12 protein-coding genes are annotated in these 13,370 nt (G+C 66.8%); 5 read left to right on the top strand and 7 right to left on the bottom strand.

Translation table 11 applies throughout. From position 1 onward, the window contains the following. Positions 1–9 precede the first annotated feature (9 nt). The 3 genes from AC5P98_RS14665 to AC5P98_RS14675 form a co-directional block, all read right to left on the bottom strand. A complete protein-coding gene (locus tag AC5P98_RS14665; protein WP_005418291.1) occupies positions 10–420 on the bottom strand; it encodes a VOC family protein in 411 nt (136 codons plus the stop codon). A gap of 138 nt (positions 421–558) precedes the next feature. Further along, positions 559–1,926 carry an amino acid permease gene (locus tag AC5P98_RS14670; protein WP_014648020.1) on the bottom strand — a complete coding sequence of 456 codons (1,368 nt, stop codon included), beginning with the start codon at positions 1,924–1,926 and terminating at the stop codon, positions 559–561. An 82-nt stretch (positions 1,927–2,008) separates the two neighbouring features. Next, positions 2,009–2,731, bottom strand: coding sequence for an AraC family transcriptional regulator (locus AC5P98_RS14675; RefSeq protein ID WP_014038112.1), 723 nt, complete (start codon positions 2,729–2,731; stop codon positions 2,009–2,011). 114 nt (positions 2,732–2,845) lie between these two features. On the opposite strand from AC5P98_RS14675, the gene AC5P98_RS14680 reads away from it, so the two are divergent. Both AC5P98_RS14680 and AC5P98_RS14685 read left to right on the top strand, forming a co-directional pair. Then, entirely contained in the window at positions 2,846–4,936 is a 2,091-nt protein-coding gene (locus tag AC5P98_RS14680; RefSeq protein WP_495230076.1) for a catalase, read from the top strand. Between the two features lie 22 nt (positions 4,937–4,958). Continuing rightward, positions 4,959–5,447, top strand: coding sequence for a hypothetical protein (locus AC5P98_RS14685; RefSeq protein WP_049407577.1), 489 nt, complete (start codon positions 4,959–4,961; stop codon positions 5,445–5,447). An 8-nt stretch (positions 5,448–5,455) separates the two neighbouring features. Here the strand turns inward: AC5P98_RS14685 and AC5P98_RS14690 are convergent, their stop codons facing one another. Beyond that, on the bottom strand, positions 5,456–6,157 hold the full coding sequence (locus AC5P98_RS14690) for an alpha/beta fold hydrolase (RefSeq protein ID WP_049407586.1): 702 nt from the start codon (positions 6,155–6,157) through the stop codon (positions 5,456–5,458). Positions 6,158–6,290: 133 nt separating this feature from the next. Between AC5P98_RS14690 and AC5P98_RS14695 the strand changes: the two genes are divergently transcribed. Next, entirely contained in the window at positions 6,291–6,578 is a 288-nt protein-coding gene (locus AC5P98_RS14695; protein ID WP_032960023.1) for a hypothetical protein, read from the top strand. A gap of 86 nt (positions 6,579–6,664) precedes the next feature. Here the strand turns inward: AC5P98_RS14695 and AC5P98_RS14700 are convergent, their stop codons facing one another. Then, positions 6,665–8,788: a methyl-accepting chemotaxis protein gene (locus AC5P98_RS14700; RefSeq protein WP_049407579.1), complete on the bottom strand. Its 2,124-nt coding sequence runs from the start codon at positions 8,786–8,788 to the stop codon at positions 6,665–6,667. A gap of 233 nt (positions 8,789–9,021) precedes the next feature. Between AC5P98_RS14700 and AC5P98_RS14705 the strand changes: the two genes are divergently transcribed. Together AC5P98_RS14705 and AC5P98_RS14710 are read left to right on the top strand one after the other, a co-directional pair. Next, on the top strand, positions 9,022–9,984 hold the full coding sequence (locus AC5P98_RS14705) for a L,D-transpeptidase family protein (RefSeq protein ID WP_049407580.1): 963 nt from the start codon (positions 9,022–9,024) through the stop codon (positions 9,982–9,984). 4 nt (positions 9,985–9,988) lie between these two features. After that, positions 9,989–10,666: a M23 family metallopeptidase gene (locus AC5P98_RS14710; RefSeq protein ID WP_049407582.1), complete on the top strand. Its 678-nt coding sequence runs from the start codon at positions 9,989–9,991 to the stop codon at positions 10,664–10,666. On the opposite strand, the gene AC5P98_RS14715 is transcribed toward AC5P98_RS14710, so the two are convergent. Together AC5P98_RS14715 and AC5P98_RS14720 are read right to left on the bottom strand one after the other, a co-directional pair. Beyond that, positions 10,596–11,258, bottom strand: a complete 663-nt coding sequence (locus AC5P98_RS14715) for a hypothetical protein (protein WP_049407584.1) — start codon at positions 11,256–11,258, stop codon at positions 10,596–10,598. The two genes, AC5P98_RS14710 and AC5P98_RS14715, sit on opposite strands and share 71 nt — an antisense overlap. 116 nt (positions 11,259–11,374) lie before the next feature. Then, entirely contained in the window at positions 11,375–12,667 is a 1,293-nt protein-coding gene (locus tag AC5P98_RS14720; RefSeq protein ID WP_014648029.1) for an adenylosuccinate synthase, read from the bottom strand. Between the last annotated feature and the right edge of the window lie 703 nt (positions 12,668–13,370).

Here is a 13,370-nt window from a genome sequence, read left to right on the forward strand (position 1 = left end):
AGCATCCGATCACGGGTCCGGCATCTGCCCCAGGCTCAACTGCCACGACACGCCAAAGCGGTCCTGCACCCAGCCGTAGCGATTGCTGAAGTCATAGTCGCCCACCGGCATCAACCAATGGCCGCCCTCACCCAGCACGCGTGCCGCGCGCTCGAACTGCTCGGCACCGGAACACTCGACGAACAGCGAGATCGACGGCGAGAAGGTGAAATCGTGCACGTCCAGGCTGTCGAAGCACAGGTAGTGGGTGCCACCGAGCAGGAAGATGGCCTGGCGGACCTGCCCCGGCACGCCGGCGCCGGCCCCCTCGGGATGGCGTTGCAGGGCCAGCAGCCGGAAATCGGCAAAGGCTTCGGCGTACAGGGCCAGCGCGGCCTCGGCCTGGCCGGTGAACATCAGGAAGGGACGGCTGCGCAGCATGCGGTACTCCTGGTCGACGGGCCGATGACGGCCTACCTGTACAGTGCCACGCGGAATGTGTGCCTGTTGTAGAGCCGAGCCCATGCTCGGCTGGCGATCGCGCAAACAGCAGCCGACCGCAGGGTCGGCTCTACAGAATCACGCCTGGCGCATGCGCCGCGCGATGGCACTGCTGGCGGCGATCGTGGCGGTCAACGCCACCATCGACAGGAACTGCAGGCGGGTGTGCGACTCACTCAGCAGCAGGCCGAAGATCAGCGCAAGGATCGCCAGTGCACAGCAGGTCAGCCACGGGAAACCGGCCATGCGGAACGGCAGTCGGGTACCCAGACGATCCGCGCGACGACGCAGCACCAGCTGCGAGACCAGCGACAGCGTCCACACCAGCAGGCAGGTGGAACCGACGATGTTCAGCAGCACTGGCAGCACCCGGTCCGGGAACAGCAGTTCCATTACCGTGGCGGCAAAGCCGAACAGCACGCTGGCCAGCACGGCGATCACCGGCACCTGGCGCGGGTCGGTCCAGCCAAGCACGGCCGGCGCTTCGCGACGCTGCGCCAGCGAATACATCATGCGCGAGGCGCCGTAGAGGTTGGCATTGAGCGCCGACAGCAGCGCGATCACGGCGATCAGGGTGATGGCGGTGCCCGCGCCCGGGATGCGGGCGATGTCCAGCACGGCGGCGAACGGCGACTTCAGCGCCTCGCTGGTCCACGGCACCACGGCGATGATCACGCTCAGCGAGCCGATGTAGAACACCAGGATGCGCCAGGCCACGGTGCGGATGGCACGGGCAATGCTGCGCTCGGGGTCTTCGGTTTCGGCCGCCGCCACGGCCACGATCTCGGTGCCGCCGAAGGCGAACACCACCACCAGCAGCGCCGCGCCGATCCCGGCCAGGCCCTTCGGCGCAAAACCACCGTGTTCGGTGAAGTTGCTCAGGCCCGGGGAGGTCACCTGCGGCAGCCATCCCATCAGCAGCGCCACGCCAATGGCGATGAACGCCAGGATCGCCGCGACCTTGAGGATGGCGAACCAGAATTCGAACTCGCCGAAGTTCTTCACTCCGAGCAGGTTGATCGCGGTGAAGAACAGCATGAACGCCAACGCCGCCATCGGTACCGGTATCGCCGGCCAGACCGTGGCCAGCAGCCCGGCCGCACCCACTGCTTCGGCGGCGATCACGATCACCAGCTGCACCCACCACAGCCAGCCCACGGTGGCACCGGCGGTAGCCCCCATGGCGTCGGCTGCATACACCGAGAACGCGCCGCTGGTCGGTTTGGCCGCCGCCATCTCGCCCAGAGCGTTCATCACGATGATCACCAGCGCTCCGGCGACCAGATACGACACCAAGACCGCCGGACCGGCCGCCTGCACACCCACGCCCGAGCCGAGGAACAGCCCGGCGCCGATGGCGCTGCCCAGGCCCATCATGATCAGCTGGCGGGGCTTGAGCGAATGTCCGAGGCGGGACGGCGAAGCGGTCGGAATCGAGTTGGGCATCGGCGGGGCTGGCGGCGGGCTACAGGGGCGACACCTTACCCTGTCCCGTGCCCACGGGGATAGGCACAGCGCAGCAGGCCGCTCAGGCCAGCGCCGGCTCGCCGACGTTCCCACCGATACGGGCACGATAGGCACGCGGCGAGAAACCGGTTTCAGCCTTGAACTTGCGGGTGAAGGCACTCTGGTCGCTGAAACCGCAGGCCTGGCCGATGCAGGCGATGCTGTCGTCGCCATGCAGCAGATGCATGGCCATCTGGATCCGCAGCCGGGTCAGCACCTGCTGCGGGGTCATCTGGAACACCTTGCGGAAGCTGCGCTCCAGCTTGGACAGCGAAAAGCCGGTGATGTCCAGCAGGGTCTGCATGCGCACGTTCTCGGCGTAGTGCGCGTTGAGGTGGGCCAGCGCCAGCCGCAGCTGCTCGTACTGGGTGCCGAGGCTGTCCTTCTGGCCAAGGTCGCGGGAAATGCCGATCAGGCCCTCGATGGCCCCGTCGACCACCAGCGGGCGCTTGCAGGTCAGGCACCAGCCCGGTTCGCGGTTGGCGAACAGGTGCAGCTCCATCAGGTTCTCGATCACCTCACCGGACAGCACGCGGGCGTCCTGGTCAACGTAGTCCGCACTGAGGCCGGTCGGGTAGATTTCGGCCGCCGTACGCCCGATCACGTCCTTGCGCGCGCGCAGACCCAGCCGCCGCAGCATGGTCTGGTTGACGTGGGTGTAACGCCCCTGGCGGTCCTTGATGAAGAACAGCACATCCGGGATGGCGTCGAACAGGGCTTCGATGTCGGCGGGCTCGACTCGCATGCGGCAAGCATACCCGAGCCTGCTTTTGCCCGTACGTTCACCTTTGCCGGACCGTGGTTTAACGGGGCTGGTTCCAGTGTCGTGGTTCCTTTTGATGATCCGGAGCCAACGTCCATGGCCGCCAGCAAGCCGACCGGCAAGCCCGCAACCGTCCCTGCCGAAAGCCACCGCCGGGGCGATGGCGATGAACTGCACCAGCAGGCCGGGGGCAGCCATCCGGCAATGACCACCGACCAGGGCATTCCGGTGGCGGACAACCAGAACTCTCTGCGGCAGGGACCTCGGGGGCCCACGCTGCTGGAGGACTTCATCCTGCGCGAGAAGATCACCCACTTCGATCACGAACGCATTCCCGAGCGCATCGTGCACGCACGTGGCAGCGCAGCACACGGCTACTTCGAGCTGACCCGATCACTGGCAGCCCATACCCGCGCACGCATCCTGACCGAGGTCGGCGTGAAGACGCCGGTATTCACCCGCTTCTCGACCGTGGCCGGTGGCGCAGGCTCGGTGGATACCCCGCGCGACGTGCGCGGCTTTGCGGTCAAGTTCTACACCAAGGAGGGCAACTGGGATCTGGTCGGCAACAACATCCCGGTGTTCTTCATCCAGGACGCGATGAAGTTTCCGGATCTGGTGCACGCAGTGAAGATGGAGCCGGACCGCGCCTTCCCGCAGGCCGCGTCGGCCCATGACACGTTCTGGGACTTCATTTCGCTGATGCCCGAATCGATGCACATGATCATGTGGGCGATGAGCGACCGCGCCATCCCGCGTTCGCTGCGGATGATCGAAGGCTTCGGTGTGCACAGCTTCCGCCTGCTGAACGAGGCCGGCGAGTCGACGTTCGTCAAGTTCCACTGGCGGCCCAAGCTGGGCATTCAGTCCACGGTCTGGGACGAAGCGTTGAAACTGCAATCGGCCGACAATGACTTCCATCGCCGCGACCTGTTCGAGGCCATCCAGCGCGGCGACTTTCCCGAATGGGAGCTGGCGGTGCAGCTGTTCACCGAAGAAGACGCCGACGCATTCCCGTTCGACCACCTGGATCCAACCAAGATCATTCCCGAATCGCTGGTGCCGTTGCAGGTGATCGGGCGCATGGTACTGGACCGCTGGCCCGACAACTTCTTCGCCGAGACCGAGCAGGTGGCGTTCTGCCCGGCCAACGTGCCGCCCGGCATCGACTTCAGCAACGACCCGCTGCTGCAGGGCCGCCTGTTCTCCTACCTGGACACCCAGCTGCTGCGCCTGGGCGGCCCGAACTTCCACCAGATCCCGGTGAATGCGCCGAAGTGCCCGTTTGCCAATCATCAGCGCGACGGCCACATGCAGATGCAGGTGCCCAAGGGCCGCGTCGCCTACGATCCCAGCTCGCTGCAGGACGACACCCCGCGCGAGACGCCTGCCGGATTCCGCAGCCATGCCAGCGCCGACGATGGCCGCAAGGGCCGCACCCGCGCGGAGAGTTTCGCCGACCACTACAGCCAGGCCCGGATGTTCTTCCGCAGCCTGGAAAAGCCGGAGCAGGCGCACCTGGCATCGGCGCTGGTGTTCGAGTTGTCCAAGGTGGAAACGCTGAAGGTGCGGGTGCGCACCGTCAGCCACCTGCGCAACATCGATGACGCGCTGGCGCAGCGCGTGGCCGATGGCCTGGCCCTGCTTGCGCTGCCCGACCCGGCCCCAACCGCCACGCCGGTGCTGGACATGCCACCCGCTCCCGAGGTGCGCGTGATCGGGCGTAACAAGCCCACCCTGCAGGGTCGCTGCATCGGCATCCTGTTCGACGAAGGCTCCGACGCGCGCGTGATTGCCAGCCTGAGCAAGGCCGTCCGGAAGGCAGGTGCAGACGTGAAGCTTGTCGCGCCAAAAGTGGGAGGCGCCAGGCTGAGCGATGGCGCATTGCAGGCGGCAGATGGGCAGCTGGCGGGCACCCCGTCAGCCGTGTTCGATGCAGTAGCCGTGGTGCTCAGCCTTGAAGCCGCGAAGGCCTTGTCGAAAGAGAGTGCAGCCGTCGAATTCGTCAGCCAGGCGTGGGCACACCTGAAGGCCATCGCCAGCGACGCGGGCGGCCAGGTGCTGCTGAAGGCGGCGCGCGTCGGCAACGACCCCGGCATCGTCGAAGCAGAAGACGCCAAGGCATTCCTGGCGGCGGCCGCCACCCGCCAGTGGGCGCGCGAGCCCAAGCTGCGCCTGCTGGCCTGACCACAACGACAGGAGAATCGTCATGCCACGTGGTGACAAATCCGCATACACCGAAAAGCAGAAGCGCCAGGCCGAGCACATCGAGGAAAGCGAACGTGATCGCGGCGCGAGTGAAGGCACCGCCGAACGCATTGCCTGGGCCACCGTGAACAAGCAGGACGGCGGCGGCAAGCGCGCCGGCAGTGCCCGCAAGGGCGCGAAGAAGGCGACCAGCAAGAAGGCTGCCAAGAAGGCGCCTGCCAGGAAATCGGCCACGAAGAAGGCCGCAACCAAGACGAAGGCGGCGAAGAAGGCACCTGCGAAGAAGGCGGTGGCGAAGAAGGCACCGGCTCGCAAGACCGCGACAAAGAAGGCCGCAAAGAAGACGGCGAAGAAGGCAGCGGTAAAGAAGGCGGGTACGGCCGCCGCGCGGGGCGCCGCCGCGAAGAAGGCAGCCAAGACGCGGGCCGCGAAGAAGACCGTGCGCAAGGCGGCGGCGAAGAAAGCCGCGCGCACGCGTGCACGCGGCTGAGTCTTCGATCAGGAGGGGAGCGCCCTCATCCATGCGGCAACTTCGGCTGCGGCTGCCTCGGCACGGGCCTGCAGCAGTAGATGCGGCCCTTCCAGCGATACGTGCCGGGCATCGGGCAACAAGACCTGCAGCTCGGCCACGCTGGGCGGCCACAACAGGTGGTCCTGTCGTGCATGCAGGCATAACGTCGGCAGCGTGAGCTTCGGCAACTGCGCGCGGACATCGATCTGCAGTGTCGCCGCAGCGCGCTGCCGCAGGATCGCGGTCGGTACCGCAGCGATCGCATGTCGCAGCTCGCGAAGGTTCATGCGTGTCCGCCAATGCCCCAGCAGAAGCCGGGCCAGCAACGCCAGCGGCGGCGGTGGCCATGCAGGGGCAAGCAAGCGTGCGCTCGCCGCTGGCAGCGGCACCGGTCGCCGCGCGAAGGTCGTACTCAGTATCAATCCGCGCAATCCCGGCGGTGAAGCCACCGCCAGTTCGATAGCCAGCGGCCCGGCAAACGATTCAGCCAGCAGCACAAAGGGAGAGATGGGAAGCTGCGCGCGCAGGATCGACGCCAATGTAACGTAGTCCTGTGGCCCGTGCATGGGCAGCGGCAGCACCTGCACGGTAACCCCCTGGTCCTGCATCGCTTCCACGAAGCATGTCGACAGCAGGCCGCTGCCATCCAGCCCGGGCAGCATCACGATCGGGAGCACCACGGCGTTCATCACATTGCTCACCTCTCAGCTCCCTTCGCACGGCTCGCTGCCCCGCAGCTTCGCTTATCGGCTCGACCCAGGGAAGTGCACGCCGCTGCTCGCGGCGCTACCCTGATGGCCCCGGACAGACGAGGAAGGCGGCATGCGCAAGCCACGCTGGCTCAGCTGGACCGGCATTGCCCTATGCGCGCTCTATCTCGCGCTGACCACCTGGCTGGTGCTCGATGCCCGGTCCAACAGCGACCCCAAGAGCGCCTACATCCTCATGCAACTGCCGGTGATGCTGCAGACCGCAGCACTCAACGTCATCGGCGTGGGACGCTGGCTTTCCGGAATGACCTGGATCACCGTCTACCTTCTGGTGATTCCTCCCACGCTTGGCGTCCTGTATGTGCTTGGGGCCATGCTCGGCAGCGTCCTGGAGCAATGAGGGCGATCCTCCCTGCTGCCTGAGCGGGCGATGGAAATACGGCCGCCCAAGGCGGCCGTATTCCTGTTGCTGCACTGGCAGCCCGCTCAGGCTACGCGACGGGACACAGCAGATACCGCCGCGCCTTCCACCTTGAATACCGCCACCGACGTGGTCAACGCATGTGCCTGCTCCTCCAACGCGCGGCTCGCCGCGGTGGCTTCTTCCACCAGGGCCGCGTTCTGCTGGGTCACCTGGTCCATCTGCACCACCACCTGGTTGACCTGCTCGATGCCGGCGGCCTGTTCCTTGCTGGCCGCTGCGATGTCGCTCATCAGCTGGGTGGTGCGCGAACTGGCCTGGGCGACGCGTGCGATCGCTGCTTCCGATTCAACGGTCACCGCCAGGCCACTCTTCACCTTGGCAGCGGCGTCTTCGATCAGCTCCTTGATTTCCTTGGCCGCGACGCCGGCGCGCTGCGCGAGCGTGCGTACTTCGCTGGCGACCACGGCAAAACCACGGCCCTGCTCGCCCGCGCGCGCGGCTTCCACCGCAGCGTTCAGTGCCAGGATGTTGGTCTGGAACGCGATGCCGTCGATAACGGTGGAGATTTCCGAGATGCGTGCCGAGGACTGATCGATCTCACCCATCACCGAGGCCATCTGCGCCATCGCCTGCTCGGTCTCGCGTACGGCGGCACCGGCGGCATGCGCTTCGCTGTCGGCCTGACGCGCCAGCTCGGCGTTCTGGCGCACGGTGGAGGTCAGCTCCTCCATCGACGCGGCAGCTTCCTCCAGGTTGGCCGCCTGCTGCTCCGTGCGGCGCGACAGGTCGTTGTTGCCGGCGGCCAGTTCCTGGGCCGCGTTGTTGATGCTGTCGGCAGCCACCTGGATGCCCCGCACAATGCCCGTCAGCTGCGCGGTGGTGGTATTGGCGTCGTCGCGCATGCGTGCGAACACGCCGTCGTACTCACCGTCCATGCGTGCGGTCAGGTCACCGTGCGAGATCGCGCGCAGCACGTCGGAAACATCGGCAATGCTGGCCTGCGAACTGGCCATCATGCCGTTGAGGTGTTCGACCATCGCCTTGAACTGATACTGGAACGCAGCAGCATCGCCACGCATGCTGAAGTCGCCGGCGCGAGCCGCACGGGCCAGTTCATCGATCTGCGCGTTGATCGCCATCAGGCTCTGCTTTACCGCGGCCAGAGTGCGGGTCAGCGTGCCCTTCTCGCCCGGGTAGTCCGGCAGGTCACGGCTGAGGTCGCCGATCGCGTAACGCTGCATCACTTCGGCCATCAGCAGCTCCACCTGCACGTGCGATTCGACCAGGCTGTTGGTGGCCTGCACCATGCGGCCGAAATCACCGGGGAAGGCACTGTCGTCCATGCGATAGCGGATCGCACCCGCTTCGTGCTGCTCAGCCATCTGCAGCTGCGCGCCGATCGCCGCCTGCACGCTCTGCCGCACGCTGGCCATGGCCTCGCCCAGCTGGGTCAGCTCATCCCGGCCACCGAGGCGGAACTCCTGGTCCAGCTGGCCCTTGGACAGCCGCTCGGCCAGGTTCACCGCGCGCGCCAGCGGGCCGGTCAGGCTGCGGCCGATCATCACCGAGGCGCCGATGCCGGCAAGCAGCGCGACGCCGCCCAGCACCAGCAGCTGCAGCAGGCTGCGTTCGCCCAGGCGGATCGCTTCGGCGGCAGCTTCACGGCTTTCCTTCTCCTCGAAGTCCACGCCATCGGACAGCGCCTTGTTCCAGCCGTTGGCCGCTTCTTGCACCGCGCCCAGGGTCAGCGCCACGGCGCCGGGATAATCGCCCTGCTCCATCAGTTCGCTGGTCTGCTTGTTGAGCGGGCGCGCAACGGCACGCTTGGCCGCGATGGTTTCCGCGATGGTCTTGCCTTGGGCATCGCTGGGCAGCGCCTGGTAGGCGGTCCAGCTGGCCTCATAGCGCTTGACCAGGTCGGCGATGCGCTTCTCGTCGCTGCCGCGGTCTTCGCCCTGACGGATCAGCATTTCGCGGCGCACGACCATCATCTGGTTGTTGGCATCGAGCATCTGCGACAGCAGGCGCACCTTGGCCACGCTGACGTCGACCACCTGCTGCATCGCGCGCTTCTGCACGACACTGGCAGTGGCGCCGGTGGCCACCACGGCGGCGACCAGCAGCAGCAACAGGCCAAAACCCAGCCCAAGACGCCAGGCAACCCTGACGTTCCTCAAGTAGTTCATCGGTACATCCAAAACGGGGGGATGCGCCCTTATCGGCGGCACGGCAGGCAATCTTGATCGCCCTCCATCGGTGGCTTCGGCCACGGTTCACCTTGGTGAGTCCCCGTCCCAGCGGCACCTGCCGCTGGCAATCGGCCGCAATTACATGCCTGCTCATGCGGGCATCAGATCCCTTTCACGGCGGCTCGGCGCCGTCTGCGGGCAAGGTGGCGGCGTACCTGCTGGAGATCCCAATGTCCTCATCTGTGTCCCGATCCACCCTGCTCGCACTCTCGCTGCTGGCGTCGCCGGCCTTCGCGCAGGTGCCGCCGCCCAACCTGCCCGCCCCCATTGCCGAGAAGGCCGGCCCGGACACCGCAGCGCGCTCCGCCCTGCACGCCCAGGTGCTGCTGGATCGCGCGAATTTCTCGCCTGGCCAGATCGATGGCGAAGTGGGCAGCAACCAGCGACGCGCGGTGGCGGGCTTCCAGGCCGCGCATGGGCTGACCGTAACGGGTGAGCTGGACGACGCCACCTGGAAGGCTCTACAGGCCGATACGATCACGCCGCTGGCCAGCTACACGCTGACTGCCGAGGATGTCGCCGGCCCGTTCCAGCCCATACCGAAAGGACCTACCGCACAGGCCAAACTGAGATCGCTGGGTTTCAGCAGTGTGGAAGAAGCCCTGGGCGAGCGCTTCCACGCCTCGCCGGAGTTGCTGAAGGTGCTCAATCCCGGCGTGGATCTGACCAAGGCTGGCAGCCGCATCCAAGTGCCCAACATCGCACCAGCGGCATTGCCGAAGGCGGCGAAGATCGTGGTCGACAAATCCGACTCCACCCTGCAGTTGCTGGATGCGCAGGGCAAGCTGATCGCGCAGGTGCCGGTGTCGTCGGGCAGCCAGCACGACCCGTTGCCGATCGGCGAATGGAAGATCCTGGGCGTGTATCGCGACCCGCCGTTCCACTACAACCCGAAGTTGTTCTGGGATGCGCGCAAGGGCGAAAAGAAGGCGACGCTGCCACCGGGCCCGAACAATCCGGTCGGCCGGGTCTGGATCGACCTGTCCAAGCCGCACTACGGCCTGCATGGCACACCCGAACCCAGCCACGTGGGCAAGACCGAATCGCATGGCTGCGTACGCATGACCAACTGGGATGCGGTGCGTGTGGCCGACGCAGTGGATACTTCGGTGCCCGTGGTGATGCAGGAGTAAGCCCATGCGTCTTTCGCAGCTGATCGTATTGGGCGTACTGCTGGGACTGGGGGCAGGTTGGTGGGTGCGTCGCGATGGGAGTGAGCCGGTAGCCGCCTCGCTGCCGGCAGCGCCATCGGCGGTGTCCGCCGCGCCGGTGGTCGAACCAGCGCCACGCGCAACGGCCCCACCCGCCACCACCGCGCCGCCGGCCGCGCAGGCTGCGGATGCACCGTCCGGCCTGCTGCTGCCGGTGCAGGGCATCCTGGCCTCGCAGCTGCGCGATACCTTCACCGATGCACGCAGCGAAGGCCGCGTGCACGATGCCGTCGACATCCTGGCCGATGCAGGTACTCCCGTACTCGCGGTGGCTGATGGCACGGTGGAAAAACTGTTCGACAGCGAACGCGGCGGGCTGACGATCTACCAGTTCGAGCCCAGCGGACGCTGGTGCTACTACTACGCGCACCTGCAGCGCTATGCCGATGGCCTGGCCGAGAAACAGGCGATCAAGCGCGGGGATGTGATCGGCTACGTCGGCAGCACCGGCAATGCCAGCGCCGAGGCCCCGCACCTGCACTTCGAAGTGCATGTGTTGGGGCCGGAGAAGCAGTGGTGGAAGGGAGAGTCGATCAATCCCTATCCCTTGCTGAAGTCGGCGGCACCGATGCCCGGCGCTGCTGGCGCCGCAACGCCACAGTGAAGACAGTCAACGCAGCCCCCGGAATCAGCAGGAACAGCGCCGCCATCTTCCAGAAAAAGAACGGCCACAGCCAGAGGTAGTCCAGGTCGGTCAGCTTCAGCAGACCCAGCGGCGGCTGCAGCTCGATGTCTGCAGTGCGTCCCGCCAGCGCCGGATCCACCTCCAGCACGGTTACCCGCAGCCATGAGCGGCCGCGTGGCAATGCGTCGCCGCGACCGTAACCAAAGTAGGAGGCCATGAGGCCGCTGGACTCAACCGATACCAGCGCGCGGTCGATGCCCTGCCCGGCCACTCCCCAACGCTCCCCTGCGCGGAAGTCTCCATGTTCGGTGGGAGTCTCGATGCGCAGCAGCACTTCAGGGTCAGCCTCTGTACCGTCCGCGGCATAGCGCAGGCGCAGCCGAAGCTGGTCATCGATGAGGCGGTAGACGGTGATCTGGGCGGTTGCGCCAGGGCGCAGCACCAGCGGCACCGTCTGCGTGCGCGAAGCCAGGGCATTGGCGGCTGCACCCAACACAAGTACCAGGCCGGCCATGCACCACAGGCTCCACGACACCCACAGGGTGACCCGCACTACCGTCCCGCCTTTCACGCTGACATCCTGGTCATCGCGTCGCTTCCCCGCTGGCCTGGCCACACAGTAACGAAAAAGCCCCGCGTGCGCGGGGCTTTTCCTGTCACCAACGCCGGGCATGGCCCGGCGCCACCTCAGGCGAACGGATCCTGCAGGACCATGGTGTGGTCGCGGTCCGGGCCGGTGGAGACGATGCTGATCGGGCAGCCGGCCAGCTCTTCCAGCGAACGCAGGTAGGCGCGTGCGGCCGGCGGCAGGTCGTCCCACTGGGTGATGCCGTGGGTGTTCTCGCTCCAGCCCGGGAACTCCAGATACACCGGGGTGCATTCTTCCCAGCCCTGCGCGTCCAGCGGCGCGTACTCGGTGCGCTTGCCGTTGTATTCGTAGGCGATGCAGACCTTCAGCTTTTCCATGCCATCCAGCACGTCCAGCTTGGTGATGCACAGGCCGCTGATGCCGTTGATGGCCACGGCGCGCTTCAGCGCGACGATGTCCATCCAGCCACAACGACGCGGGCGGCCGGTCGACGCACCGTACTCGGCGCCGCGGTCACGAATGCCCTGGCCGACTTCGTCGTCCAGCTCGGTCGGGAACGGGCCACCGCCGACGCGGGTGGCGTAGGCCTTGGCGATGCCCAGCACGTAGTCGATCGAATCAGCGCCGACGCCGGAACCGGCCAGCGCACCACCGACGGTGGTGTTGGAGCTGGTGACGTACGGGTAGGTGCCGTGGTCGATGTCCAGCAGCGCGCCCTGCGCACCTTCGAACAGCACGCGCTTACCCTGCTTGCGCAGGTCGTGCAGGATGCCGGCCACGTCGGACTTCATCGGCTGCACGTATTCGCCGAAGGCCAGCGCTTCGTCGAAGGTCTTCTGGAAGTCGACCGCATCGGTGTTCAGATACTTGGTCAGCACGAAGTTGTGGTAATCCAGCGCGGTGCGCAGCAGTTCTTCCAGCTGCTTCGGGTAATGCAGGTCGGCGATACGGATGCCGCGACGCGCCACCTTGTCTTCGTAGGCCGGGCCGATGCCGCGGCCGGTGGTGCCGATCGCCTTGCCACCGGCTGCGCGCTCGCGCGCCTGGTCCAGGGCGATGTGGTACGGCATGATCAGCGGCGCGGCCGGGGAGATCTTCAGGCGCGAACGCACTTCCACGCCGGAGGCTTCCAGCTCGGCGATTTCCTTCTGCAGCGCAGCCGGCGAGATCACCACGCCGTTGCCGATCAGGCACAGCGCGTCGTCACGCAGGATGCCCGACGGGATCAGGTGCAGGACGGTCTTCTTGCCATTGATGACCAGGGTGTGGCCGGCGTTGTGGCCGCCCTGGAAGCGCACGACAGCGCCGATTTCCTCAGTGAGCAGATCGACGATCTTGCCCTTGCCTTCATCGCCCCACTGGGCACCCAACACTACGACAGACTGACCCATGACGGGCTCCTCGATTTGTTGCGGCCATCGGGGCCGCGGACGGGTAAACCGTGGCGGGGCTGGCCAGCACCTGGAGGGCGGCTCCAAACGGGGAGCGGCCGGCGATGGAGGGCCCAGACACGGAAAAAGCCGAACGGGGAGGCCCGTCCGGCTTTTGTGCATTATCCGGGTTTCCGGGGTCCGCTGCCACCTTTCCGACGGACGGCTTCACCGGCCGGTCAGCCGCCCCGCCCGGTCGTGCCGGCCGCTGGCCGGCAATGCCAACCAAGGTTGGCATCTACCAGAGCCTGGCCACGCAGGTGCAGGTCGGTCAGCCGCCCCACCCGGTCGTGCCGGCCGCTGGCCGGCAATGCCAACCAAGGTTGGCATCTACCAGGGCCTGGCCACGCAGGTGCAGGCCGGTCAGCTGCCCCGCCCGGTCGTGCCGGCCGCTGGCCGGCAATGCCAACCAAGGTTGGCAGCTACCAGGGCCAAGCCACGCTGGTGCCGGTCAGTCAGCCGCCCCGCCCGGTCGTGCCGGCCGCTGGCCGGCAATGCCAACCAAGGTTGGCAGCTACCAGGGCCAGGCCACGCAGGTGCAGGTCGGTCAGCCGCCCCACCCGGTCGTTCCGGCCGCTGGCCGGCAATGCCAACCAAGGTTGTCAGCTACCAGAGCCTGGCCACGCTGGTGCCGGTCGGTCAGCTGCCCCGCCCGGTAGTGCCC

The organism is Stenotrophomonas sp. YJH_SMC_135, from assembly GCF_059372355.1.

Excerpts from the sequence above, each read along its gene's own strand:
- AC5P98_RS14695 (WP_032960023.1), top strand. The coding sequence starts at position 6,291 with ATGCGCAAGCCACGCTGGCTCAGCTGGACCGGCATTGCCCTATGCGCG.
- AC5P98_RS14705 (WP_049407580.1), top strand. The coding sequence starts at position 9,022 with ATGTCCTCATCTGTGTCCCGATCCACCCTGCTCGCACTCTCGCTGCTG.
- AC5P98_RS14680 (WP_495230076.1), top strand. The coding sequence starts at position 2,846 with ATGGCCGCCAGCAAGCCGACCGGCAAGCCCGCAACCGTCCCTGCCGAA.
- AC5P98_RS14675 (WP_014038112.1), bottom strand. The coding sequence starts at position 2,731 with ATGCGAGTCGAGCCCGCCGACATCGAAGCCCTGTTCGACGCCATCCCG.
- AC5P98_RS14690 (WP_049407586.1), bottom strand. The coding sequence starts at position 6,157 with ATGAACGCCGTGGTGCTCCCGATCGTGATGCTGCCCGGGCTGGATGGC.
- AC5P98_RS14710 (WP_049407582.1), top strand. The coding sequence starts at position 9,989 with ATGCGTCTTTCGCAGCTGATCGTATTGGGCGTACTGCTGGGACTGGGG.
- AC5P98_RS14670 (WP_014648020.1), bottom strand. The coding sequence starts at position 1,926 with ATGCCCAACTCGATTCCGACCGCTTCGCCGTCCCGCCTCGGACATTCG.
- AC5P98_RS14720 (WP_014648029.1), bottom strand. The coding sequence starts at position 12,667 with ATGGGTCAGTCTGTCGTAGTGTTGGGTGCCCAGTGGGGCGATGAAGGC.
- AC5P98_RS14700 (WP_049407579.1), bottom strand. The coding sequence starts at position 8,788 with ATGAACTACTTGAGGAACGTCAGGGTTGCCTGGCGTCTTGGGCTGGGT.
- AC5P98_RS14685 (WP_049407577.1), top strand. The coding sequence starts at position 4,959 with ATGCCACGTGGTGACAAATCCGCATACACCGAAAAGCAGAAGCGCCAG.
- AC5P98_RS14665 (WP_005418291.1), bottom strand. The coding sequence starts at position 420 with ATGCTGCGCAGCCGTCCCTTCCTGATGTTCACCGGCCAGGCCGAGGCC.